The sequence below is a fragment of the Streptomyces odontotermitis genome (genome assembly GCF_050510915.1).
GTDB lineage: Bacteria > Actinomycetota > Actinomycetes > Streptomycetales > Streptomycetaceae > Streptomyces.
Window position 1 is genome coordinate 710,325 of record NZ_JBNJLS010000002.1, and the last position, 23,762, is coordinate 734,086.

The 23,762-nt window shown below is 73.4% G+C and carries 19 protein-coding genes; 12 read left to right on the forward strand and 7 right to left on the reverse strand.

Features of this window, described 5'->3' with window-relative positions; all coding sequences use genetic code 11:
- Positions 1 to 106: 106 nt before the first annotated feature.
- The gene (locus ACQB60_RS09370; RefSeq protein WP_496925366.1) at positions 107 to 1,447 is read left to right on the forward strand and encodes a CynX/NimT family MFS transporter; all 1,341 of its coding nucleotides are present in this window, start codon (positions 107 to 109) and stop codon (positions 1,445 to 1,447) included.
- Positions 1,448 to 1,548: 101 nt separating this feature from the next.
- Here the strand turns inward: ACQB60_RS09370 and ACQB60_RS09375 are convergent, their stop codons facing one another.
- The gene (locus ACQB60_RS09375; protein WP_496925367.1) at positions 1,549 to 2,709 is read right to left on the reverse strand and encodes a glycerate kinase; all 1,161 of its coding nucleotides are present in this window, start codon (positions 2,707 to 2,709) and stop codon (positions 1,549 to 1,551) included.
- Between the two features lie 156 nt (positions 2,710 to 2,865).
- On the opposite strand from ACQB60_RS09375, the gene ACQB60_RS09380 reads away from it, so the two are divergent.
- Positions 2,866 to 4,593 carry a BCCT family transporter gene (locus ACQB60_RS09380; RefSeq protein ID WP_496925368.1) on the forward strand — a complete coding sequence of 576 codons (1,728 nt, stop codon included), beginning with the start codon at positions 2,866 to 2,868 and terminating at the stop codon, positions 4,591 to 4,593.
- 84 nt (positions 4,594 to 4,677) lie between these two features.
- On the forward strand, positions 4,678 to 5,781 hold the full coding sequence (locus tag ACQB60_RS09385) for an ADP-ribosylglycohydrolase family protein (RefSeq protein ID WP_496925369.1): 1,104 nt from the start codon (positions 4,678 to 4,680) through the stop codon (positions 5,779 to 5,781).
- Here ACQB60_RS09385 and ACQB60_RS09390 read toward each other — a convergent pair.
- The 4 genes from ACQB60_RS09390 to ACQB60_RS09405 all read right to left on the reverse strand — a co-directional run bounded on the left by ACQB60_RS09390 (position 5,767) and on the right by ACQB60_RS09405 (position 8,724).
- Complete coding sequence (locus ACQB60_RS09390) at positions 5,767 to 6,621, reverse strand: hypothetical protein (RefSeq protein ID WP_496925370.1); 855 nt, start codon at positions 6,619 to 6,621, stop codon at positions 5,767 to 5,769. The two genes, ACQB60_RS09385 and ACQB60_RS09390, sit on opposite strands and share 15 nt — an antisense overlap.
- On the reverse strand, positions 6,605 to 7,510 hold the full coding sequence (locus ACQB60_RS09395) for a helix-turn-helix domain-containing protein (protein WP_496925371.1): 906 nt from the start codon (positions 7,508 to 7,510) through the stop codon (positions 6,605 to 6,607). Before ACQB60_RS09395 ends, ACQB60_RS09390 begins: the two co-directional genes overlap by 17 nt.
- Complete coding sequence (locus ACQB60_RS09400) at positions 7,507 to 7,749, reverse strand: hypothetical protein (protein WP_496925372.1); 243 nt, start codon at positions 7,747 to 7,749, stop codon at positions 7,507 to 7,509. Before ACQB60_RS09400 ends, ACQB60_RS09395 begins: the two co-directional genes overlap by 4 nt.
- 438 nt (positions 7,750 to 8,187) lie before the next feature.
- Positions 8,188 to 8,724, reverse strand: a complete 537-nt coding sequence (locus ACQB60_RS09405; protein WP_496925373.1) for a hypothetical protein — start codon at positions 8,722 to 8,724, stop codon at positions 8,188 to 8,190.
- Positions 8,725 to 8,889: 165 nt separating this feature from the next.
- Here ACQB60_RS09405 and ACQB60_RS09410 point away from each other — a divergent pair, with 165 nt between their 5' ends.
- From ACQB60_RS09410 to ACQB60_RS09450, 9 genes are all read left to right on the forward strand, one after another.
- Positions 8,890 to 11,010 (forward strand): WD40 repeat domain-containing protein, encoded by a 2,121-nt coding sequence (locus tag ACQB60_RS09410; protein ID WP_496925374.1) that lies wholly within the window; start codon positions 8,890 to 8,892, stop codon positions 11,008 to 11,010.
- 55 nt (positions 11,011 to 11,065) lie between these two features.
- Positions 11,066 to 11,455 (forward strand): DUF2089 domain-containing protein, encoded by a 390-nt coding sequence (locus tag ACQB60_RS09415; RefSeq protein ID WP_496925375.1) that lies wholly within the window; start codon positions 11,066 to 11,068, stop codon positions 11,453 to 11,455.
- The gene (locus tag ACQB60_RS09420) at positions 11,452 to 11,712 is read left to right on the forward strand and encodes a hypothetical protein (RefSeq protein WP_496925376.1); all 261 of its coding nucleotides are present in this window, start codon (positions 11,452 to 11,454) and stop codon (positions 11,710 to 11,712) included. Before ACQB60_RS09415 ends, ACQB60_RS09420 begins: the two co-directional genes overlap by 4 nt.
- Positions 11,713 to 11,770: 58 nt before the next feature.
- Positions 11,771 to 12,202 (forward strand): SHOCT-like domain-containing protein, encoded by a 432-nt coding sequence (locus ACQB60_RS09425; protein ID WP_496925377.1) that lies wholly within the window; start codon positions 11,771 to 11,773, stop codon positions 12,200 to 12,202.
- A gap of 461 nt (positions 12,203 to 12,663) precedes the next feature.
- Complete coding sequence (locus tag ACQB60_RS09430) at positions 12,664 to 13,152, forward strand: CU044_2847 family protein (RefSeq protein WP_496925378.1); 489 nt, start codon at positions 12,664 to 12,666, stop codon at positions 13,150 to 13,152.
- A gap of 2 nt (positions 13,153 to 13,154) precedes the next feature.
- Positions 13,155 to 15,713: a VMAP-C domain-containing protein gene (locus ACQB60_RS09435; protein ID WP_496925379.1), complete on the forward strand. Its 2,559-nt coding sequence runs from the start codon at positions 13,155 to 13,157 to the stop codon at positions 15,711 to 15,713.
- On the forward strand, positions 15,710 to 16,717 hold the full coding sequence (locus ACQB60_RS09440) for an AAA family ATPase (RefSeq protein WP_496925380.1): 1,008 nt from the start codon (positions 15,710 to 15,712) through the stop codon (positions 16,715 to 16,717). Before ACQB60_RS09435 ends, ACQB60_RS09440 begins: the two co-directional genes overlap by 4 nt.
- Before the next feature lie 497 nt (positions 16,718 to 17,214).
- A complete protein-coding gene (locus ACQB60_RS09445; protein ID WP_496925381.1) occupies positions 17,215 to 21,228 on the forward strand; it encodes an SAV_2336 N-terminal domain-related protein in 4,014 nt (1,337 codons plus the stop codon).
- Between the two features lie 48 nt (positions 21,229 to 21,276).
- Complete coding sequence (locus ACQB60_RS09450) at positions 21,277 to 21,777, forward strand: NUDIX domain-containing protein (protein WP_496925382.1); 501 nt, start codon at positions 21,277 to 21,279, stop codon at positions 21,775 to 21,777.
- 4 nt (positions 21,778 to 21,781) lie between these two features.
- On the opposite strand, the gene ACQB60_RS09455 is transcribed toward ACQB60_RS09450, so the two are convergent.
- Positions 21,782 to 22,651 (reverse strand): aldo/keto reductase, encoded by an 870-nt coding sequence (locus ACQB60_RS09455; protein WP_496925383.1) that lies wholly within the window; start codon positions 22,649 to 22,651, stop codon positions 21,782 to 21,784.
- Positions 22,652 to 22,665: 14 nt separating this feature from the next.
- A complete protein-coding gene (locus ACQB60_RS09460) occupies positions 22,666 to 23,727 on the reverse strand; it encodes an NAD-dependent epimerase/dehydratase family protein (protein ID WP_496925384.1) in 1,062 nt (353 codons plus the stop codon).
- Between the last annotated feature and the right edge of the window lie 35 nt (positions 23,728 to 23,762).

Here is a 23,762-nt window from a genome sequence, read left to right on the forward strand (position 1 = left end):
TTCGCTAAATGCCCGATTTATGGCTACTCTGAACGAAGATCTCCGGATACGAGCCGATCACGCGGCCTCAAATATAGGAGATCTACGCAAACATATGCAGTGATGGGTGAGTGAGGTGAGCGACGTGCAGACGATGACCCGCGAGATCCGGCAGGAGGCCCAGGAGGCCCGCACCGACAGGAGCCAGACGAGCCGTACCGGCAAGGACAGGGGGCTCGTCGTACTGGCCGTCGGTGTGCTCCTCATCGGCGCCAACCTCCGGCCCGGTGTCGTGGCGGTCTCGCCCGAGCTGGCCGCGATCCGGGCCGACACGGGGCTGAGCGCCTCGGCCGCCGGGCTCCTGACCACGCTGCCGATCCTGTGCTTCGGCCTCCTCGCCCCGCTGGCCGCGCGCCTGGCCCGCCGTATCGGCAGGGAGCGGGCGCTGGGCACGATGATGGCGCTGCTGACCGTGGGCATCGCCGTCCGGCTGCTGCCCGGCCTGATCGCGCTCTTCGCGGGGACGATCGTGCTCAGCGCGGCCCTGGCACTGTCCAACGTGCTGGTGCCCAGCGTCATCAAGCACCACTTCGGCCGGCAGGTCGGCCTGATGATGGGCCTGTACTCGGTCGCCCTGTTCTCCGGTGCCGCGCTCGCCGCCGGAGTGACCCTGCCCCTGGGTGACGCCCTGGGCCTGGGCTGGCGCGGGGCCGTCGGCCTGTGGGCGCTCTTCTCCGCGCTCGCCTTCGCGCTGTGGCTGCCGCAGATGCGCCGCGCACCGGCCACCGAAGCCCCGGCGGCGGCTCCCATCGCGGTCTCGCCGCAGACCCTGGACGAGGTGGACACGGCGGAGGCGGCGGACGACCCCGCGGGCCGTCGGAAGCTGCGGCACTCGCGGCTGGCCTGGCAGATCACCATGTTCATGGGCCTGCAGGCACTCGTCTACTACTCCTGCGTCGCCTGGCTCCCGGAGGTCCTCACCAGCCACGGCATCGGCGAGTCCAAAGCGGGCTTCCTGCTCTCCCTCATGAACCTCGTCGGCATCACCGGCTCGCTCGCCTTTACCGCCCTGGTACGCCACACCCGCAACCAAGTGCCCTTCGCCGTCTGCGGATCCGTACTGTTCGCCGCATCCCTTCTCGGGCTGGTCATCGCCCCGGCCGACGGCGCCTACCTCTTGATGCTGCTGCAGGGGCTCGGCGGCGGCCTGCTGATCAGCACCGCGCTCGCGGTCATCGTGCTGCGCAGCTCCGACAGCACGCGGGCGGCCGAGATGTCCGGCATGGCGCAGGGCTTCGGCTACCTCCTTGCCGCGGCCGGCCCCTTCCTCGTCGGCGTGCTGCACGACGCGACGGGACAGTGGACGCTGCCGCTGCTGCTCCTGGCCGCGCTCTGCGTCCCCATGGCCCTGCTCGGGATCGGGGCGGGACGCGACCGGCGCCTCGACGCCCCCGCGACCGCCCGCTGACTCCGCCCCCACACGGCGGCGACGCGTCGACGAAGGCCGCCACCCCTTGGCCCGGGGTGGCGGCCTTCGTGCTCTGCCGTGGGTTGCCGGAGATCGGCCCGTCAGACGAGGAAGTCCCGCGCGATGCGCTCCGCCACGTCCTCCAGGATCGGGCCCGCCTCGGCGATGCAGCGGGCCACGTCCGGCTCCACCTCCGTGAGGGCGTACGCGCGGCGGATGCCCGCGCGGCCGAGCGCCTCGGCGGGCAGGGCGAGGCGGCCGCAGACCGCGACGACCTCGATGCCCGCGGCGCGTGCGGCAGCCGCGACGCCCGCGGGGGCCTTGCCGTGCAGGGTCTGCTCGTCGAGGGAGCCCTCGCCCGTGATCACGAGGGTGGCCTTCTTCAGGGCCGGGGCGAAGCCGAGGACGTCGAGCATGACGTCGATGCCGGGGCGGAAGCTCGCGCCGAGGCCGACGAGGGCGCCGTACCCGATGCCGCCGGCCGCGCCCGCGCCCGGGGACTCCGCGTACTCGGCCGCCTTCGGGACCCCGGCGTCGGCGAGGACCCGGGCGAAGTGGGCGAGGGAGGCGTCCAGCGTCGCCACGTCCTCGGGGGTGGCGCCCTTCTGCGGGCCGTAGACGGCGGGGGCGCCCTTCGGGCCGGTCAGGGGGTTGTCGACGTCGCTGGCCAGGACGATGTCGACGTCCTTGAGGCGGGCGTCAAGGCCGGACAGGTCGGCCGTGGCCACGTCGCGCAGGGGGCCGCCGCCGGGGGCGACCGGCTCGCCGTCGGCGTCCAGGAAGCGGGCGCCGAGCGCGGCGAGCATGCCCGCACCGCCGTCCGTCGTCGCGCTGCCGCCCACGCCGAAGACGATGGTGCGCGCACCCGCCTCGATCGCGGCCAGGAGCAGCTCGCCGGAGCCGTACGTGGTGGCCGTGAGCGGGGCGAAGACGCCCTCGGGCAGGAGCTGGAGGCCCGACGCCTCGGCCATCTCCACCACGGCGGTGCCGTCGCGCAGCGCGTACGCCGCCGTGACCTCGGTGCCGAGCGGGCCCGTGACCCGCACCTCGCGGCGCTCGAAGCCGCCCGCGAGGGCCGCCGCGACCGTGCCGTCGCCGCCGTCGGCCACGGGCAGGGCCTCGATGGCCACCTGGGGGGCCACCCGGCGGAGCCCGGCCGTCACCCGCTCCGCGACCTGCACGGCCGTGAGCGATCCCTTGAACTTGTCCGCGGCGATGAGCACATGCCCAGCCGTCGCCGCCGTCGCTGCAGCGTCCGCCACCTTGGTTCCCCTTGCTTTCCGGGCCTTGCTCGCGTCAAGGCAGTCGCGCCGCTGCGACCTTAACCGCACGAGGGGCCGCCTGCCCATGGCCGACCTCACGGAGGGACGGCGTGCCCGCACGTTAAATCACCCCTTACCGCACCATAGTGGGGCGTCATGAGCACGGAAATGATCGATCAGCCCCGTCCCGACGACGGCCCGCCGGGCTCCGGGGACCCGGCGGGCGGTGATCTCAACGGGTCCCCCGACTACGCGGTCGTCTCCATCGGGGTCGCCGCCGTCCTCGCGGTGGTGGCCTGGGCGGCGCTCGGCAAGAAGTCCTTCGACAGCGCTTCGAGCTCCGCACTCGGCTGGGTCCTGGACAACTTCGCCTGGCTCTTCGTGATCGCCGCGGACACCTTCCTGGTCCTCTGCCTGGTCCTCGCCTTCAGCCGGTTCGGGCGGATCCGGCTGGGCGCGGACGACGCCGAGCCCGAGTTCACGAACCTCGCGTGGATCGCGATGATGTTCAGCGCCGGAATGGGCATCGGCCTGATGTTCTACGGCGTCGGGGAGCCGCTCACGCACTATCTGAACCCGCCCCCGTCCAGCGGCGCCGAACCCCGCACCGGAGGGGCCGCCCGCACGGCCCTGGAGTACTCGTTCTTCCACTGGACGCTCACCCCGTGGGCGATCTACGGCATCGCGGGCCTGGCCCTCGCGTACGCGGTGTTCCGCAAGGGCCGCGGCAACCGGCTCAGCTCGGTGTTCGTGCCGCTCATCGGCGAGCGGCGGGCGGCCGGGTGGCCGGGGCGGTTCATCGATCTGCTCGCCGTCTTCGCGACCGTCTTCGGCACCGCGACCAGCCTCGGCGTCGGCGCGCTCCAGGTCGCCACGGGTCTCCACCTCACCACCGGCGTCAAGGACTCGACGAGTCTCGAACTCATCATCATCGCCTCGCTCGGCGCCGCCTTCGTCGCCTCCGCGTTCTCCGGGGTGCACCGGGGCGTGAAGTGGCTCAGCACGCTCAACCTCGCGCTCGCCGCGCTGATGATGCTGTTCGTCTTCGTCCTCGGGCCGACCGTCTACATCCTGGACGCGATCCCCGCGAGCCTCGGCGGCTACCTCCACCAGCTGCTCCCCATGGCCTCGCGCACCGGCGCCTTCACCGACAGCTCCTGGCTCGGCGCCTGGACGATCTTCTACTGGGCGTGGTGGCTGTCCTGGGCGCCGTTCGTCGGCACGTTCATCGCGCGCATCTCGAAGGGCCGCACGATCCGCGAGTTCCTCGTCGGCGTGCTCCTGGTGCCGAGCGGCGCCACCATCGTCTGGTTCTGCGTCATGGGCGGTACGGGCATCCGCCTGGACGCCACCGGGAAGATCGACATGGCCGAGAAGGCCAAGGAGGGCGCGGAGGCTTCGCTGTTCGCGATGCTCGACGGCCTGCCCCTGCCGACGGTCACCTCCTGGGTGGCGATGATCCTGGTGATGACGTACTTCGTCACCAGCGCCGACTCCGCTTCCCTGGTGATGGGCTCGCTCACCAGCCGCGGCTCCCTGCACCCGCCGACCTGGCTGGTGGTCACCTGGGGCGTGCTGATGGCGGCGGTCGCGGCGGTGCTCCTGGTCGCGGGCGGCCTCAACTCCCTGCAGAGCGCGACGATTCTGGTGGCCCTGCCGTTCGTCGTGGTGATGCTGCTGCTGTGCTGGGCGCTCCTGAAGGAGCTGCGCGTGGACCCGGGCGCGGGCCCGCCCCGGCACGCGGCGCTGCACGGGCTGCGGGACGCGGTGCGCGCGATGGTCGGCGACGCCATCACCGGGCAGGGTTTTCCGGTGCGCCATCACCGGCTGCGACGGGTCGCCAACTCCCGGAGCCAGGACGACGATTCGGGGAGCCAGGGGTAGCCGACGGCCCCTGTCGGGGAGTCGGGGTTGGCAGATGGGCCCTGCCGGGGAGTCAGGGACGGGTCGGCGAGGTAGACCAGACACATGACCGCACTCGATGACTCCGAGCTCGACGGCGCCGGGCTCGACGCCTCCGGGCTCGGCGACCGCGTCCTCGGCGGCTGGCTCGGCCGGATCGCGGGCAACATGCTCGGGAAGCCGGTCGAGCGCGGCGACTTCTGGACGCGGGCGCGCATCGACCGCTACCTCAGCGCGGCCGACGCCCTCCCCCTCACCGACTACCTGCCCGAACCCGCCTCCCCCGAGAACGAGTCGGCGCTCCGGCCCGAGTGGCGCCGCTGCGTGCGCGGCCGCGTGCACGGCAGTTGCCGTGACGACGACGTGGACTACTCGATCCTCGGCCTGCACCTCCTGGAGACGCACGGCTTCGAGTTCACCACCGAACAGGTCGGCGAGCTCTGGCTGTTGCGGCTGCCCTACCTGCAGACCTTCACGGCGGAGCGCGCCGCCTACCGCAACCTCGCGAGCGGCCTGAAGCCCCCGCTCACCGCCACGTACGACAACCCCTACCAGGAGTGGATCGGCGCCCTCATCCGCGCCGACGTCTTCGGCTGGACCTCCCCCGGCGCCCCGCGCCGCGCCGCCGCCCTCGCCCGCCGTGACGCCGTGCTCTCCCACACGGGCAACGGCGTCTACGGCGCGATGTGGGCGGCGGCCCTGGTCGCGGCGGCGTTCACCGCGACCTCGCCGCGTGCCGCCCTGGACGCCTCGCTCACGGTGTTCCCCGCGAGCAGCCGCCTGGCCCGTACGGTGCGCCACGCCATGTCGCTGCACGAGGCGGGGCTCAGCTGGGAGGAGTCCCTCGACACCCTCGGGGAGGAGACTGCGGGGCTCGGCTGGATCCACACGGTGCCGAACGCGGCAGTCCTGACGGCCGGACTCCTGTACGGCGAGGGCGACTTCACCCGCACGATCGCCCTCACGGTCCGCGGCGGCCTGGACACCGACTCCAACGGCGCGACGGCGGGGTCCGTCGCGGGCGTGCTGTGCGGGGCGGCGGCGATCCCGGCGCGGTGGCGGGAGCCGCTGGAGGACCGGGTGAGCAGTGCGGTGTTCGGGTTCGACGGAGCGTCGATCTCCGAACTGGCCGCTCGGACGGTGGAGTTGGTGAGGTCAGAGCCTCACTAGCGCCAGGCGCCACCGTCCCTGCGGTTGCTCCCTGTTGCCCATGCCCGATCGTCCGGGGCTGCGGGACGGGAGGGGGCGCGCTGCCACCGAGCGCTCCGGATGTGCCGGGTCCAGGGGGGAGGCATCTGCCGGGACGGAGCCGATGCAGCTCAGGCGGCGGATGCGGTCGGTGAAGTCCGGGTCGGGGAGCGGGAGTTCGAGGTCGTCGTCCACGTACCCGACGGCGGCGACCACGTAGTCGACGACCGCTCTCACCAAGGGGGGCCAGGGTGCGGTGCGGGCACCCGGGCGTTCGGGGCACTTGAGCTTGCGCAGGATTCTCAGGGTGGTCGGCAGGTTGGCCTCGCCCGCGGTGAACTGGGGCAGCGCGTCCCGCACGGTCGGTTCGGCGGGTTCGTCGAGGGGCGCGGCGCCGGGGGTCTGGTCCTGCCACCAGGCGGCCGGGGCGAGTTCACCCAGGGAGAGGTGCTGGAGGTACAGGCAGAAGGACGCGGTGTTGTCGTCCGCTCCGGCGGCGAACTGCCACCAGAAGCGCGCGCCGTCCTCGAAGCCGCCGAGCTGGAGGAAGCAGCCCAGCACCACCGCGCTGTCGGGCTCGGGGATGAGGCTGTGGGTGAGGAAGTCACCGAGGAGGTCGACGTCGGTCTGGGTGACCACGGTCTCGCACAGGGTGCGCAGGTCGCGGGCGGCGTCGCGCTCCGAGTCGCCCGTCGTGCGGCGCCGGTCGCCGCGGGGCAGTCGCGGGCGGGGGCGGGCGTGTCGCTCGGTGACGGGCACGGGGCACTCGGGCTGGTCGATGAGCCGGGCTCTGTGCAGGAGTTGGTCAATGGTCGAGGTCACCGGGGTGTCCCTCCTGGGCGGTGCGGTCGGGGTAGAGGCGGGAGAACAGGTTGCGCCGGGCGTGCCGGGCCGTGGAGCGGACGGAGGCGAGCGAGAGGCCGAGCACGTCGGCCGTCGCCGTCTCTGACTGTCCGCGCAGGTGGAGCAGGACCATGACGTCGAGCTGGGCCTCCGGCAGGCGGCGCAACTGCTCGAACAGGGACAGGGATTCCTCGATCTGCCGGAATCGGGCTTCGACGCCTTCCGTACGGTGCAGGGCGAGCGTGTCGAAGGCGGCTTCGGCGAGCGCGGGGTGCCCGTCCGCCTGAGGGGTGCGTTCCAGCACGGTTCCGCGCAGGAGTTGCCAGGCGAAGCGCTCCGGGTTCTCGCTCTCCAGGGCCTCGTCCCAGAGGATCAGCAGAAGGTTGAACACGTCGTCGACCGCACGGCGCGCGTCGGCGGGGCGCCGCAGGAACGTCGACGTATAGGCGTGATAGACGGGCCGGTGCAGATGCTGGAACGCACTGAAATCCAGCGGAGGTTGCCCCGGCCGCAGATCCTTCAGCACGCAGTCGTTTATCCACACCGTGCGCTTGTTGGCCTCGCGGGCGGCCTGCACCCACATGCGGCGGAGCATTTCCACGGAGGCGAGCGGCCAGCCCAGCGCGTTGAGGAGATCGCGGATGAACTCCCAGCGGGGGTAGCGGCCGGCGGCCCGCAGCAGCTCGCTGATCTTCGAGCGGGACCAGCCGGTGGTGTTCTCCAGCTGCTGCAGCGTCAGGCCGCTCGCCTGGTACGCCTGGCGCAGCTGTTCCAGCCAGGCCCGATGGGTGGGACCGGCGTTCTCGCTGATGGGGCCCAGCTTGCGGCCCGGTCTGCCCGGCTCGGTGGGCTGCGTCGGCGGGTTCACCGCTCGGGCTCCCCGTCGCCTGCCGGGGTTCCGGGAGGGTCGGGATGGCGAGGTGGGTGGGGAGGGTGGGGATGGTGGGGATGGGCGGCGTACGCCTGCACGATCTGCTGGACGCCTAACGCGATCGTGGGAATGAGCGCGATCACGGCCGCGACGTTCTGACCCAATGCGGTCATCACCGCACTCAGCACCACGAGGGAGATCAGAGACGTCACCGCCACGGCGGTTTTACTGATCATTGCTTCCTTCAAATGTGAATCACTGTCTGGGACTTGATGACCCCTCAGGTGTTTGCCGCACCTGTCGAACCGGTCGCACCGATCACGCGGATCGCACTGACCGCGCTGACCGCGCTGATCACACTGACCGCACTGACCGAGGAGCCGCGCTCAGCATGGAGGCCCCACGGCCGCATCGATGCGCGAATCTTGGATCCGGGAACAATGAAGGAAGCAGAGAAGGAAGCGGGCGAGGGCAGATCGGTCGTTTTCGATACGCGACCTCCTGCATACATGCACGACCTGACCCGGACAGGGCGAAGTTCCCCATTCCGCTTGCGCGTCGGCCCCCCGGCGGCGCGCAATGGACGCGCGGCCGCCTCTGCGCTCCGGGGGCGACCGCGCGGGATCCCTGTCTGGGATGGGCCCCCTCGGTTTGCCACGAGGGGGCCTTCGCCTTCACTCGGAATCGGGCTCGGACTCGGGCTCGGACTCGGACTCGGACTCGGGCTCGGACTCGGACTCGGACTCGGACTCGGACTCGGACTCGGACTCCGACGGCGAGGGTGCCCAGGCGAAAGCGGGATCGTAGGCGTCCGTGTCCAGCGGGAGCGGACCGCGGGCGCGTTCCAGGGATCGGCGCAGCGCGGCCGCGGCCACCCACGCGACGGTCTCCGAGCCATGCCCCACGCCCTCTTCCCCGCGCTTCGCCGCTCCCTTCGCGTCGTCGAGTGCGTCCTTGAATTCCCGCCCCTCCGCACGCGCGTCCAGCAGGGTGCCGACAGCCGCCTGGGTCCGCACATCGCGACGGGCCTCGTCGATGACGTCCTGGACCCCGACGAACGCCCGCCCCGACCGGGCCGTCTGCGCCTCGACCAGGGCCCTGACGACGACGTGGTGCGCCGCGTGGGACAGCCACGGCTCCAGGTCGGCCAGGTATCCGCGCCAGGCCCGGCGCTGTCGCCGCTCTTGAAGTGCTTGCCTGAAATGCCTCACGACTGCCCGCCTCCGCTCCGGTCGGGGTGAGACGCAGGTGACCTGCCTGTGGTTCTCGCCGCTCTGGGTAGCCTCGGCGCTGCCGGTCGGAAGCCGAAGAAGCGGGGGGCGGAAGTGTCGTACGGGACGAGGGTGTTGTGGACCGCTGGTCCGCGTCGTGACGAGGTGGCGGAGCTCGACGGCGGGGCCCAGGCGGTCGGGGCGGTGTGCGCGCTGTCGCTGCCCGGCGGGGTGCGGCTGGCCGGGGGCACGGAGGACGGCCGGATACGGGTCTGGGATCCGGCCGACGGTGAGGAGACCCTCGTTCTGGGTGGGCCGGGGGCTGCCGTGTTCGCCCTGTGCGCCGTGGCCGTGGGCGGGGAGGTGCTGCTTGCCGCCGGTGGGGCCGAGGGAGCCGCCGGCGCCGTACAGGTGTGGAATCCGCTGAGCGGTGAGCGCTCGCACACGCTGACCGGGCACACCGGCCGGCTGGTGAACGGGCTCTGCGCGGTGCCGTTCGGGGATCACACCCTGCTGGCGAGCGGTGGCGACGACGGCACCGTGCGGCTGTGGGATCCGGGCACCGGCCGCCAGGTGCGGGTCCTCGACATCGGCACCGAACCGTTCGACGGCTCCCACCCGGTCCGCGGGCTGTGCGCGTTCTCCCTGGACGGCGCGACCGTGCTGGCCGCAGGTGGCGACGACGGGACGATCCGGCTGTGGGACGCGGCCACCGGCCGGTTGGTGCGCGCGTTCGCCGGGCGGCCCGACACGACGCGGGGAAAGACGTGCGTGCTGTACGCGCCGGGCCACGCCCCCGTCGGCATCCCGGGTCACACCGGCCCGGTGTACACGCTGTGCGCGCTGTCGCTGGGCGGGCGCACGGTGCTGGTCAGCGGTGGGAGCGACGGCAAGGTGCGGGTGTGGGATCCGGTCACCGGTGAGCTGGTGCGCGCGTTCGACGGTGGTGCGGGGCTGATCTTCGGCGTGTGCCCGGTGGAGGCGGGCGGGCGCACGCTCCTGGCCGCTGTCGGTGGCGGCGACTACGGGCTGCGGCTGTGGGACGCGGGCAGCGGTGAGCTGGTGCGCACCTTGCGGGGGCACACCGGGCCGGTCTGGGGCGGCGTCTGCGCGCTGCCGCTGCCCGGCCGGGCCCTGCTCGCCAGCGGGGGCGGGAAGTTCGACGGCATGGTGCGGCTGTGGGATCCGGAGGCGGAGCCGCCGCCCCAAGCCCCCGACCTGCGCGAGTCGTTGGCCACGGTGTGCGCGGTGCCGCTCGGCGGCGACCGGACCCTGGTGGCGACGGGGAGCACCAACGGAGCGGTCCGGCTGTGGGACGCGGAACTCGGCACTCGTACGGACGTGGTGGACCGCAAGGAAGCGGATTTCAACCAGCTGTGGGTCAGCGGGGTCTGCGCCGTGCCCGTCGAGGGCCGCAGCCTCCTCGCCGCCGTCAGCCACAACGGCACCATCCGCCTGCACGACCCCGTCACGGGCCGGGACACCCGGCTCATCGGGTACGCGCATACGGATGGGGCCGGGACGTACGCCGTCACGGCCGAAGGGGAGCTCGTCTCCGAGGAGTTCACCGCGGTGTGCCCGGTGGCGGCGGACGGGCGGCACCTGTTGGCCACCTGCGGCGAACGGTTCGGCGAGCACGTCGCGAACGTACGGCTCTGGGACCCGGCGACCGGCGGACACGTGCGGACCGTCGCCCGGCACAAGGGCAAGCTCCGCACGCTGTGCGCGCTCTCCCTGCCGGGGGACGCTCTGCCGGGAGACGATCTGCCGGGGCGCGCTCTGCTGGCCGGTGCCGGCTGGGACCCGTATGTCTGGCTGTGGGACACCGGGTCGGACGACCGGCCACGTGAACTGCCGGGCCACCGCGGCCGGGTCAACGCGCTGTGCGCCGTACCGCCGGGCGGCGCCGGACGGACCCTGCTGGCCAGCGGCAGCCACGACGGCACGGTGCGCTTGTGGGACCCCGGCACCGGAGCGGCCGAGCAGGTGCTGGGCGGCCATCAGGACTGGGTCACGGGGCTGTGTGTCCTCCCGCTCGGCGGCGGGCGCACGTTGCTGGCGAGTGGGAGCAAGGACCGTACGGTGCGCCTGTGGGAGAGAGACAGAGGAGGACGGGCGACGGGGGCGGAGGCGTTCCGGTGCGTGGCGGTGATCCCCGTCCGCTCCCCCGTGAGCGCGCTCGCGGCCGCGGATCACCGCCTCTTCGTCACCACGTCCGCCGGGCTGCTGAGCCACGCCATTCAAGATCAACTTAAGGATCTTAATGTCTGCGCGTTGACGCCTTAAAAATCTCAAGCTACAAATGAACTGCGAGTACGTCGCCGAGCGCAGGGAGCCAAGGGTGGAGTGGCAGGAGCTGACGGACCTGACCCAGGGGCAGCCGTTCGTGGTCGAGCGGGTCCGGCTCGTCGACAGCGGCATCGCGGTGGAGGGGCAGTTCGAGCCGCCGCAGCTGGCGCAGCTCGGCGTGGACGACCAGGTGTTCGTCGCCGCGTTCGTACGGTCGCACGGCTCGATCAAGGAGATGGAGCGGATCTTCGGGGTGAGCTACCCGACGATCAAGTCACGGCTCAAGCGGATCGCCGAGCGCATCGACTTCGCCGACGCCGTCGAGACCATCGAGACCGTCGACACCGACCCGGCGCCCACGAGCGCCGACGTCATCGACCGTCTGCAGCGCGGCGAGATCAGCGCCCAGGAGGCGCTCACCGAACTGGAGAAGTCCCGGTGATCCCACAGCTGGTGACGGTGCGGTACCGCCGCACCGACGGACGTCGACGACGCGTGTTCGTCCCGGTCGTGCCGGTGCTGCTGGTGCTGTCGCCGCTGCTGCTGCTCGCCCTGCTGGCCGGACTGGTCGCGTGCGTCGTCTTCCGCATGAGCCCGGTGGGTCCGCTGCGGGGTGTGTGGCTGGTGGCGTGGGCGCTGCCCGGCACGCGGTTCGAGATCGAGCAGGGGCCTTGGGCGCTGCTGGTCAGCGTCAGATGACCGGACAGCCAGAGACATTCAAGGGAATCAAGGGAATCAGAGGGGCCAGGGAACATCCATGAGTGAGCAGCGTCGCCAGATCCTGAACATGCTGTCCGAGGGCAAGATCACCGCGGATGAGGCCGAGCGGCTCATCGACGCGGTCGAGCGCGACCAGCCCGGGCCCCAGCCCTCGTCCGGCGCCGCGTCCCGCCCGAAGGGGCGGCCCAAGTACCTCCGCGTGCTGGTGAGTTCGGACGACGACCCCGAAGGACCGACCCGCATCAACGTCCAGGTGCCGCTGCAGCTGCTGCGCGCCGGTGTCCGGCTCACGACCCTGGTCCCGCCGCAGGCGCTCGCCAAGGCCAACGCGGAGCTGAGCAAGTCGGGGATGCCGATCGACCTCACCGAGCTCAAGCCGCAGCACCTGGAGGAGCTCATCGACCACCTCGACGAGGTCACGGTCGACGTCGACGACCCCACCAGCAAGGTGAAGATCTTCTGCGAGTGACGGGCGCGACCGGGTCCACCAGCCTGCGCCGCCGCGCCCGTTCCGCGTCGCACGCCACGTCGATCCACGCACGTCGATCCACGCACGTCGATCCACGCACACGTGGCCCGGAGCCAGACGGGGGAACTGGCTCCGGGCCACAACTGTGAGCGTAGTTCCGGTGAGAGGAGCACGAACCATCCGGGTGGCCGGTTTTCTTCGCCTGTCGCGTCGGCCGCCCGGCGGCGCGCGTGATGTGCCCGGCCAGAGCCCTTGACCGGCTCGTGCCCCGTACTTCTGGGCCGGGGGCGACGAGCTGTCCCGTCCGCGCCCCGGCGGCGGGGACCAGGTGAGAAGCTGAATCCTCGTTCCGTGACCGCCTGTCCGGTGAGTGGAGGAAGCGGCGCGAATTCGATTCCGCCGGCGGTGGAGTTGAGCGCAAACCTGTGCGCCCGGCCGGGTGTGATCGGCACAATGAGGTCATGCCGGAGTACATCGAACTCGACCTGGCCGGAGCGGTGTTGCGGGTGCAGCTCGCAGATGTCGGGGACGCCGCGGGTGTCGGGGACCTCGGGGACCTCGGGTACACCGTCGACGATCCCGCGTCCGACGCCGAGCGCGGTTCGGGGCTGCCCGAGGAGTTCGGCTCGCCGGAGCCCGTCTCCACCGGCGGCCGCCGCCGCACCGCCGCCCTCGCCGCGGGCGCCCTGCGCGCGACGCTCGCCCCGCTCGGCCCGCTCCTCGACGAGGTGCACACGGCCGTCGCGGGCGCCGCGCACCCGCCCGAGGAGTTCACCGTCGACTTCGGCATCGAGGTCGGCAAGGACCTCAAGCTCGGCATCGTCGGGCTCAAGGGGTCCGCCACGATGACGGTGTCCGCGACCTGGCGCGGTGACGGTGCGGGTACTAGGACAAGTGGGAGTACCAGTACGAGTACGGGGAGCAGTTCGCAGCGGGGATCGCAGGGGTAGGCATGGGCTGGTTCCACCGGGGCGGCGGGGCGCCTCCGGTCGTCGCCGTCCTCGATCGGGGAGGCCAACAGGCCGTGGGCGCCGCCGCGTTGATCTCCCCGCGGCGCGTCCTCACCTGCGCCCACGTCGTCAACGACGCACTGGGGCTGCCCCTGTTGAGCAAGGCGCAGCCGGGCCCGGAGAGCGAACCGCTGCACGTCGGCTTCGCGCGGCGCACCGTACGCGTCGGCGCGCGCGTCGAGGTGTGGGTGCCGCCGCAGCGGACCGGGCCCGGGGCCTGGCAGGGCGACCTGTGCGTCCTCTCCCTCGCCGAGCCCGCGCCCGACGGGGCACAGCCCGTCGTGTGGACCGACATGGCCGAGGGGCAGCCGCTGCGGGCCTGGCACGGCTGCGGCGACCCGATCACGTTCGCGGACGCCACCCTGAAGCTGCTTGACGGTCATCTCGGCTACTTGGACGGGGTGTTGGCGGGAGCCGCCATCGGTCCCGGGTTCAGCGGCGGGCCCCTGTGGACGCCCTCCGGTGACAGCGTCGCCGGGCTCGTCGTGGGACAGCTGGGGCAGCCCACCACGCAGCCCATCACGCAGCCCACCGCTCAGGCCGCCGGGCAGTCCACGCGCTCCTCGTCCGGGGGCGCGGGCGCGGCAGGGTACGCGGGCTTCGCCGGGCATCCGGGGCAGACGCTGCGGCGCACCTGGGCGCTGTCCTGGCAGGCGGTGCGGGATCAGTTGTACGCGGCCGGGGCGGGCGCCGTCGTCGCGGACTGCCGGACGGTGCTGCCCCACGCCGGACACGCCGGGCACGCCGGGCACGATGGGCACGCCGGGCACAGCCCGGCCACGAGTGGCGGTCCGGGCACGGCCGGCGGCCCGGGCGCCGTCGGCGGCACACACCCCTCGTACGATTCGTACGACCCGCTGCGCGCCGAACTCACGCTGCTGCTCGGCGCGTTGCTCGCCAACCCCTTCGAGCGGGCCCGGCACGCGCAGCGGCTCGCCGCGCAGCTGGGCATCTCCGTGCCGCAGGACGGCTCGGCGCCCTCCGTCGAGGAGCTGGCCGACGTGCTGCTCTCCCGGCCGCGCGCGCTGCCCACGCTCAGCGAGACCCTGGCCGCCTCCGGCCCGTACGGCTCGCGGCCCGAGCAGCTGACCGCGCTGCTCGGGCTGGGGCGTCGCGTCGAGGGGGCGGGGCTGCTCTCACATGATGAATACGCCTTCCTGTACGCGCAGTTGGGGCAGGTCGTCGTCGCCGACGCGACGCTGCCGCCGCGCGCCGCGCAGGAGGCGCTGCGCTATCTGCCGCTGCCGTCCGCGCTGTGCACGGCCCGCCTGGAGGAGGCGCGGATCGGGCCCGCGATCGAGGGACTTGAGGCGTACCACCAGGACGGGGGCACGGTTCCGGAGGGGACGCCGTTCGTGCCCGCGATCGTGCACGCCGTCGAGTTCGTCGCCGCCGCTGCCGAAGGGCCCGCCGGGCGGGCGCTGCGCTCCTGGAGCGACCGGGTGTGCGGGCGGCTCGGCGTGCACCCCGTCGCCCGCGACCAGCGGCGTGCCGATGCCGCGCACTGGGCGGGTTCGCGGGCGGCGCCGGTGACCCGGCTGCTGGTCCAGCTCACCCGCGTCGGCTCGCCCACTGGTCCCGGCCCGCACGCCGGTTCCGGCCCGCACGCCGGTTCCGGCCTGCACACCGGGCCCGATTCACGCACCGGGCCCGAAGCACGCACCGGGTCCGCCGCGCGCTTCCGGTGCCGGCTGTGGCAGCGGCACGCCGACGGCTCGGCGCACCGCCTGGAGACCGGCCCCGGAGACACTCCCCTCACCCCGGAGGAGGTGGCCGCGGTCATCCGCGAGGGCGCCGAGCGCTCCGTGGGCGAGGGCCGCCTGCCCTCCGTGGACGTGCAGGTGGACCGCGACGGACTGCACCTGCCCATCGACGAGTGGGACGCGGGCAGCCCCAACCCGTTCGTGCCGGGCCTCCCGCTCGGCGTCTCGTTCCCGCTCACCCTGCGCTGCCCGGAGATGACGGGCTACGTGCCCGACCGCACCAAGTGGCAGGAACACCGCTGGTCCGACGGGCACGGGCGGCTCCTCGTCATCGACGAGCACCTCACCGACAAGCGGCAGGTCGCCACGGAGCTCTCGGGCGAGAGCGGCAGCCGCATCAACCAGGTCGTCCTGCACGGGCCACCCGAACTCCGTGCCCAGTTCCTGGAGTTGTGCCTCGCTCTCGGCGTGCCCGTCGTCCTGTGGGACCGCGAGGCCGAGGGCCACGAACACGCGCATCGCCTCACTCCCCTCACCCCTACGGGTGCTCCGCACCAGCTGCCGGAGCGGGTACGGGAGTTCAGAGCCCAGTCGCTGGACCGCGCGGGCCTCGTGGCGCGCCCCTCCCTCGTATGGGAGGACCCCATGGGAACCGTGGGGGAAGAACTCGGCCGCGTACGGCTGACGGACCCCGACGAGGCGGCCACGCATGAACCCGAACCACACCCCCACGAACCCCACCCTCACGTACCTCACCCCCACGAACCTCACCCCCACCAAGGAGCAGCCCTCTCATGACAGATCAGCGCGGACCCGCACCGGCGGCGGGCGACTGGCGGCTGTTCCGCGGGGACGGCGAGGCCCGGCGCGTGACGTTCCCCGAGGCCCCGCCCTGGCGCCGCTTCACGCCCGCGGCGGACGGGGCGCGCAGGCCGCGCCCGTATCTCATCGGCAGCGCCGAGTCGGAGGTCGTGAACGCGGCGCTGCTGCTGCGCCGCCCCCTCCTGGTGACCGGCCACCCCGGCACCGGCAAGTCGTCCCTCGCCCACGCCATCGCCCATGAGCTGACCCTCGGCCGCGTCCTGACCTGGCCGGTCAACAGCCGCTCGACGCTGCGCGAGGCGCTGTACGGGTACGACGCGATCGGGCGGCTGCGGGAGTCGAACCTGGGGCGGGAGCGGGACCCCTCCGCTGCCCCTTCCCCCTCCCCCACGACTCCGGGCGGTGCGGGCGCCGACATCGGCTCGTACGTCCGGCTGGGACCGCTCGGCACCGCCCTCGTGCCCGGCGACCGGCCCCGCGTACTGCTCGTCGACGAGCTCGACAAGGGGGACGTGGACCTGCCGAACGACCTCCTGACGGTGTTCGAGGAGGGCGAGTTCGAGATTCCCGAGCTGGCGCGGCTGCCGGAGGAGCAGTCCGAGGTGCACGTACTGACGGCCGATCCGGAGGTGCGGGCGCCGGTGACGCGGGGGCGGGTGCGCTGCTCCGAGTTCCCGGTGGTGGTCATCACCAGCAACGGGGAGCGGGAGTTCCCGCCCGCGTTCCTGCGCCGCTGCGTCCGCCTCGACCTGGCCGAACCGGACGAGGCCCGGCTGCGCGACATCATCGAGGCGCATCTCGGTGACGAGTCGCTGGTCGGCGTCGACGATCTGCTGGCCGCGTTCCTGGGGCGCAGGGCTCCGGGCGAGCTGGCCACCGACCAGCTCCTGAACGCGGTGTTCCTGCGCAAGGGCGGGCTCGACCTGCCTGCGGGGCCGCTGCTGGACGCGGTGCTGCACCGGCTGGGCGGGACGGTCTAGGGGTGGGGGCGCCGCCGGAGGGGCCGGAGGGGCCGGAGGGGCCGGAGCCCGCGGAGACGCCGGGTTCGCCCGAGGGGGCGAGGGGCGACGCTGCGGACTCTGAGGAGCGGCTCGATCCGCCGGGTAAGGGCTCGGCGGGTGGGGGCTCGGCAGGTGAGGACTCGGCGGGTGGGGACTCGGCGGGTGGGGACTCCGCAGCTGAGGACTCCGCGAGTGAGGACCTGGCAGCCGAGAGCTCGGCAGCTGAGGACTCGGCGGGTGGGGACTCCGCGAGTGAGAGCCCGGCGGACGAGGCCGCCCGCGAAGACGCGTCCGACGGGCCCGGTGCGTCCGATGCGTCCGATGCGGCCGATGCGTCCAGCGGGGCCAGCGCGGCCGGTGCGGCCAGCGCATCCAGCGCCTCCACAGCCGACCACGTGCCGCCCGGCTGGCACTCGCTGGCGGAGATCGAGAGGGCGACGGAACAGTATCTGGCGGGCCTGTCGGATCCGTCACCCGTGACGGAGCGGGTCAACGAGCTCCTGCGGCCGTACGGGGAGGGGCCGCCGGATCCGGCGGGCGTGGCGGATAGGGTCCACGAACTCCTGGAACGGCTGGCACGACTCGGCGTGACCGGGGCCGAGCCGCCCTCGCGTCCCGAGTGGACCGGCACCGTCTCGGGCCCCCGCCTGCGCGCCACCCTCGACGCGCTCACCGCGAGCGGTGTCGACCTGTCCGGCGAGGAGCTGCTCGACGCGCTGTGGCTGGCCGGGCGGATGCCGACCGGGGCCGACGCCCCCCTCGCCCGGGCCACCGGGATCGCCCCGGCGCCCGCCGCGCCCCGCCCGGCGGCCGAAGAGCCCGGCGACGCCGTGTCGGGTCAGGCCCAACTCCCGCCCCTGCCCCCACAGTTCCAGCCGACTGTCCGGCCCGGCGCCCCTCAACAGCACCAGCCACGACCCGCGAGCCCCGCTGCCGACGCCCCCGCCACCGACCCCCGGGCCCGCATCACCCCCGCCCCCACCCCCCTCTACGGCGCCGCACGCTCACAGCCCCCCGGCCGCAGCCCCGACCGACAACGCCACCAGCCCCTCCCCGCCCGCCCCGTCCGCACCCCCGGCACCAAGGCGCTCGGCGCCCGCCAGCTCCAACTGGGGCGGGCCCTGCGCCCGTTGAAGCACCGGGTGCCCGACCGGGCGCGCTGGGAGCTGGACGAGGACGCGACCGCGGAGTCCTCCGCCGAGAGCGGGCTGACCGACGCGGTGCTGCGTCCGGCGCGGGCCCGCTGGCTCGACCTGGCGCTCCTGGTGGACGACGGCGCGTCCATGCTGCTGTGGCAGCGGCTCGCCACCGAGGTGCGGCTGCTCGTCGAGCGCAGCGGCGCCTTCCGCACCGTACGCGTGCACGGCCTGGACACCCGCGGCCCGGACGCCCCGCTCCTCGGCCACCGCCCCTATACGCCGGGCACCGCCGTCCTTCCGCCCTCGACGGTCACCGACCCGAGCGGCCACACCCTCATCCTCGTCGTCAGCGACGGCGTCGGTGCGGCCTGGCGGGACGGCCGGATGCGGGAGTGGTTGAAGCAGTGGGGGCGGTACGGGCCCACTGCGGTGCTGCACGCGCTGCCCGGCCATCTGTGGGACGGCTCCGGGATCCGCGCCGAACGCTGGCGGGTCACCACGCGGCGGCGGGGCGCGCCCAATGTGACCTGGGACGTGGCGGATCCGGTGCTTCCTCCGGAGGTCGCACCGTTCGACGGGATGCCGGTGCCGGTGCTCGCGCCGGAGCCGGAGGCGGTGGGGGCGTGGGCGGCGCTGGTGGCGTCGCCGGGGGCGAGCGCGGTGCTGCCGCTGCTCGCACAGCACCCCGGACCAGCGAGCGATCCCGCCCCCGTACCGGCATCGACTCCCGTAGCCGCAGCGGCCGGTGAGCCGTCGCGGGACCGGGACGCGGCAGGCCGCTCCGTCCTGCGCTTCCGTGACGCCGCGTCCCCGGAGGCGTACCGCCTCGCCGCTCATCTCGCGGCGGTCGCGCCGCTGTCGGTGCCGGTGATGCGCCTCGTGCAGGGCGCGCTCGGCGACGACGTCACGACCGGGCACCTGGCGGAGGTGTTCCTGGGCGGGCTCATGCGGCGCACGGCGTCCGAGTCCGCCGAACTCCCGCCGCACCACCGCAGTTACGACTTCACCGACGGCGCCCGCGCCATCCTCCTCAGCACGGCTCCGGCGCCCGAACTCCTGCGGACGAGCCGCCGGGTGACCGAGCGGCTCAGTGAACTCGTGGGCCGGTCACCGGACTTCCCCGCGTGGCTTGCGCACCCTGCGGGCACGGAGCGGGTGGACGCGGACGCGCTGCCGTTCGGCTGGGTGGACGACCGGCTGCTGCGCAGGCTCGGCGTGAGCACGGCTCCGGCGCGGACCGAACCGGCCCCGGAGTACGTCGGGGCTCCGCACTCCGAGTGGCTCCCTCTCTCCTCGTACGACCTTCAACGGGTCGGCCCGTGGGGCCTGTTCGCCCGGCACCTCACCGCCGACGGGGCCAGCGGGGTGTTCCTGGGGCGCGACGGGGAAGGGCGGACCGCCACGATCAGGGTCGCCCCGCCGGGCACCCCGCAGCAGCTGATCCTGCGGGGCGAGGCGGACGTGCTGCGGCACCTGAACGGGCGGGGCGCGCCCCGGATCCTCGGCGTCGACGCGGAGGGCGCACCCCCGTGGCTGGCGACGGAGCCGGCGATGGCGGGCAGCCCGGCGGCTCCGGCACCCCATCTCGTCGACTACACACGGCAGTTCGGGCGGCTCGAACGGACGGAGTTCGCCCGGCTCGGCCATCAGGTGGCGAGCACCCTCGCCCTCGCCCACGCCGCCGGGCTCACCCATGGGCGGCTCATCCCCGAGCGGGTGCTGATGACCCCGCACGGGGCGGTGCTCGCCGGCTGGGGCGGCCACGGGAGTCCGCTGGGCGCCACCCAGGACCTGCACGCCCTGGGCGAGACGCTGCTGGGCGCGGCGGGCGAGGACGTGCCCACGGCGCTGATGGACCTGTTGCGGCGGTGCGTGCGGGGGCTGCCGCACAACAAGCCGAGCGCCGCCGAAGTGGCCGACGGCTTCGGGGAGTTCGTGACGGGGATCAGGGTGGCCGCGCCCGCCCGCGGGCCGCTCACCGACCTCGTCGCCCGCATCGGGTACGACGAGACCGGCGCGGAGGTCCTGCTGGACCTCGCCGAAGCGGGCCAGCACGGCGGCATCACCGGGCCTGCCGACGAGTCGGCCGCGCTGCTGGAGTCGGTCGTCGACGGCCTGGTGCGGCGGTACGCACCGCAGGACCTGCAGATCTACCTCGCGAGCGACGACGTCCTCGCCGCCGTCCCCCCGGGCGCGACGGCGGGCGTGCCGCACATCGTGCGGGGTCCGGGCGGGGACCGCTGGCCGGAGGCGCTGCTGCCCGAACTCCGCAGGCGGCAGGGGCTCGCACAGGAGGCGCCATGGTCGCGGCGGGCGTCGGACCCCGTTCTGGTGGTCTTCTGCTCCGGGCTCCAGACCCTGTCCCCGCACGGAGTGGAGTGGGCGGACGCCCTGAGCGGCGAACTCGGTGTTCACGTCCTGGCGCTCGGCCGCCCCCTGACCATGGCGGAGGGTGAGTACACCGTCTCCTATCGCACCTATCGCATCAGACTGGCCTCCGGCAGCGACCTGTCCACGTTCCACCACCGGGGATCGCCGCCCTCCGGCACCCTTTTCCACCGCGACCACAGGCCGACGCACCCCCTCGGCGGCGGCTCCCCGTTCCCGCCGGACCCGCCTCCCCCGATCCCGTCGTCCGAACGGCTCGCTCTCGCCCGGCAGTTCCGCGCGGCCGTCGACCGGGGGCGGGCCGGACACCTCGCCGACGCCCACGCCGCCCTGGACAGCGTCATCGGCGAGCAGGCCCAGCTGCTCGGCCAGGACGACCCCGACACGCTGGCCAGCGTCTACGAACTCGGCTTCGTCCTCCTCGGCCTGGGCCGGACGGACGAGGCGTACAACGTCTTCGACGTGGCCGCGACCAGCCGGGACCGGGCGCTGGGCCCGCATCACACGGACTCGCTCCTCGCCCATCAGCAGCGCGCGTTCGTCCGCGGCCTCCAGGGGCGCCACTTGGAAGCGGAGGAGATCTACCGCGGGCTGCTGACCGCGTGGGAGAAGTCCCCGGGGGCGCTGCACCCGCACACCCTGCTGTGCCGCCACAACCTCGCCGCCACCCTCATCAACCTGGGCCGCCACGAGAAGGCGGCGGCCGAGGCCCGCACCGCATACGCGGGCCGGGCCCTCACGCTCGGTCCCGACCACCCCGACACGCTCTCCAGCGGCCACGAACTGGCCGTCGCTCTCGCGAAGTTGCCGTCCCGCTCCGCGTTCCGCGCGGTCGCCGAGGAGGTGTACGAGGCCCGCCTGCGGACCCTCGGCGCACACCACGCGGACACCCTCGCGACCAAGGCCCTCCTGGATCCCCCGTCCCCCTCCCCCTCGAAGCGCGCCCCCCTCAACAAGGGTTGATCCACAAGGGTTGATCCACGCCTCCCCCGCCCTCGCTACCCTTCCCCTGTGACCATCCAGGACTACGCCACGTACATCGCAGGTCTCCCCCGCGTCCTCGCGGGCGCCGCCGTGCTCTTCCGGGACGCCGAGGGTCGGGTGCTGCTCGTCGAGCCCAACTACCGTGAAGGCTGGGCGCTCCCGGGCGGCACCGTCGAGTCCGACCAGGGCGAGACGCCCCGGCAGGGGGCCCGGCGCGAGACCGTCGAGGAGATCGGGCTCGACGTGGAGCTCGGCGCGCTGCTGGCGGTGGACTGGGTGCCGGGGCCCGGACGGCCGCCGATCGTGGCGTACGTGTACGACGGCGGCGTCCTCGGCGAGGAGCAGCTGAAGTCGATCCGGCTCCAGGAGGAAGAGCTGCTGTCCTGGCGGCTCGTGGCCCGCGAGGACATCCCCGAGCACCTGCCGAACGCGCTAGGCCGCCGCGTCCTCGCCGCCCTCGACGTGCTGGCGGCGGGTGCGGGGACGGTAGAGCTGGAGGACGGGCGGCGGGTGGGGCACGCCGGCTGATCCACTAGCCGAGCTGCGCCAACTCCGCCTCGCTGAGGTCGAGTTCAGCGGCCCCGGCCGAGTCCTGGATCGAGGCCGGGCGGCTGGCGCCCGGTACCGGGATCACCACCGGGGAGCGGGACAGGAGCCAGGCCAGGGCGACTTGTTGCGGACTGACGCCGCGCGCGGCCGCGAGGCGGTGAAAGGCGGTACCCGTCGAACTCGGCCCCGACGGGCCGTCGAGGGAGCTGCGGGAGATGCCGCCCAGCGGGCTCCAGGGCAGGAAGGCGAGGCCGAGTCCGGTGGCGAGGCGCAGCTCGGGCTCGCTGTCGCGGACGGCGGGCGAGTACTGGTTCTGTACGGAGACGAGCCCGTCGCCGAGGATCGCGTGGGCCTCGCGGATCTGCTCGCAGGTCACGTTGGAGATCCCGGCGGCGCGGATCGTGCCCGCGTCGAGGAGTTCACGCAGCGCGCCCACGGACTCCGCCCAGGGCACGGCCGGGTCCGGCTTGTGCAGCTGATAGAGGCCGATGGCGTCGCCGCCCAGGCGCCGCAGGGACGCCTCGGCGGCGCGCTTGAGGTGGCCGGGCGTGCCGGTGACGGTCCAACTCCCGTCGCCGGGGCGCCCCCGGCCGCCCTTGGTGGCGACGAGGACGTGGGAGGTGTCGGCGCCGTAGCGGGCGAGGGCGCGGGCGACGAGGAGTTCGTTGTGGCCGGTCTCGTCGGCGTGCCAGTGGTAGCTGTCGGCGGTGTCGATGAGCGTGACACCGGCGTCGAGGGCGGCGTGGACGGTGGCGATGGCCCGCGCCTCGTCCGGGCGGTGCTCGATGGACAGCGGCATGGCGCCGAGGCCGACGGCGCTGACGGTGGTGTCGCCAAGGGGGCGGTACTGCATGGCGGGTGGGCTCCTCAGACGGCGGGGGTGACGGGGGTGTCAGGGGCGACGGGGGTGTCAGGGGCCGCGGATACGGCGGATGCGGTGGATGCGGCGGCCAGGGCTTCGGCGACGGCGCCGGGCAGCCAGTCGGCGGTGCGGGAGAAGGCGAAGCCCAGGTGCTTGGCGCGGGCGTTGCTCAGGGCGTAGTGCCGGTCGAAGGAGAAGGGCGAGACGGGCTCACGCTCACCGGCCCCGGCGACATTCCCGTACGCCGAGTGCACCGGGTGCGCCGAGTGCACCGGATGCACCGGGTGCGTCCGGAACACCGGCTCCCGCCCGACCAGCGCACCGATCGCCCCGCTCAACTCCCGGACGTCGAGCGCCCCGTCGGAGCAGGCGTTGACGGCGCCGGTGAAGTCGGTGGCCGTGGCCGCCCACGCGAGCAGGTCCGCCAGCTCCTCGTAGTGGATGAAGACCGTGGGCAGCGCATCGGCGTGCACGGCGATCTCTCTCCCCTGGGTGATGCGTTCGACGTAGTGCGCCAGTCGGCCGGTGAACTCCGCCGCACCGCCGCCGAGCACGTGGGCGCTGCGCACGGCGGCGAAGTCGAACCCGTCCTGCCGCGTGAGGACGGCTTCCGCCTGGCGCTTGCCCTCGGCGTAGTGCGCTTCCAGGTAGGCCGCGTCGTGCCAGGGCAGGTCCGTCCGTACGAGCCATGCGGCCGGGTCCACGGTGTCCTCCGGTACCGGTGTGCCGGGCGGGACGGCGGGGAGGGCGGCGGTCGACGGGTCGTAGACCTCGATGGTGGAGGTCATGACGTAGCGGCGGGTGCGGCCGTTGAAGACGCGGGCGGCGGTGGCGGCCTGCACGGGGGTGTAGCAGACCTGGTCGATGACCACGTCGAAGGCGGCCGGGCCGAGGGCGGCGGCCAGGGCGGCCTCGTCGTCGCGGTCGACGACGAGATGCTCGACGCCCGGCGGGGGCGCGGCCGAGCCGCGGTTGATGACGGTGACGTGGTGCCCGGCTTCCTGGAGGCGCTGGACCAGGAGCTTTCCGAAGTACCGGCTTCCGCCGATGACGCAGATCCTTTGCATGCCCCTCATCCTGGGCATCTACGATCACCAGCAGA

Bases quoted from the DNA above. Each gene is read 5' to 3' on its own strand.
- ACQB60_RS09380 (WP_496925368.1), top strand. From the start codon at position 2,866: ATGAGCACGGAAATGATCGATCAGCCCCGTCCCGACGACGGCCCGCCG.
- ACQB60_RS09385 (WP_496925369.1), top strand. From the start codon at position 4,678: ATGACCGCACTCGATGACTCCGAGCTCGACGGCGCCGGGCTCGACGCC.
- ACQB60_RS09400 (WP_496925372.1), bottom strand. From the start codon at position 7,749: ATGATCAGTAAAACCGCCGTGGCGGTGACGTCTCTGATCTCCCTCGTG.
- ACQB60_RS09425 (WP_496925377.1), top strand. From the start codon at position 11,771: ATGAGTGAGCAGCGTCGCCAGATCCTGAACATGCTGTCCGAGGGCAAG.
- ACQB60_RS09430 (WP_496925378.1), top strand. From the start codon at position 12,664: ATGCCGGAGTACATCGAACTCGACCTGGCCGGAGCGGTGTTGCGGGTG.
- ACQB60_RS09435 (WP_496925379.1), top strand. From the start codon at position 13,155: ATGGGCTGGTTCCACCGGGGCGGCGGGGCGCCTCCGGTCGTCGCCGTC.
- ACQB60_RS09440 (WP_496925380.1), top strand. From the start codon at position 15,710: ATGACAGATCAGCGCGGACCCGCACCGGCGGCGGGCGACTGGCGGCTG.
- ACQB60_RS09455 (WP_496925383.1), bottom strand. From the start codon at position 22,651: ATGCAGTACCGCCCCCTTGGCGACACCACCGTCAGCGCCGTCGGCCTC.
- ACQB60_RS09460 (WP_496925384.1), bottom strand. From the start codon at position 23,727: ATGCAAAGGATCTGCGTCATCGGCGGAAGCCGGTACTTCGGAAAGCTC.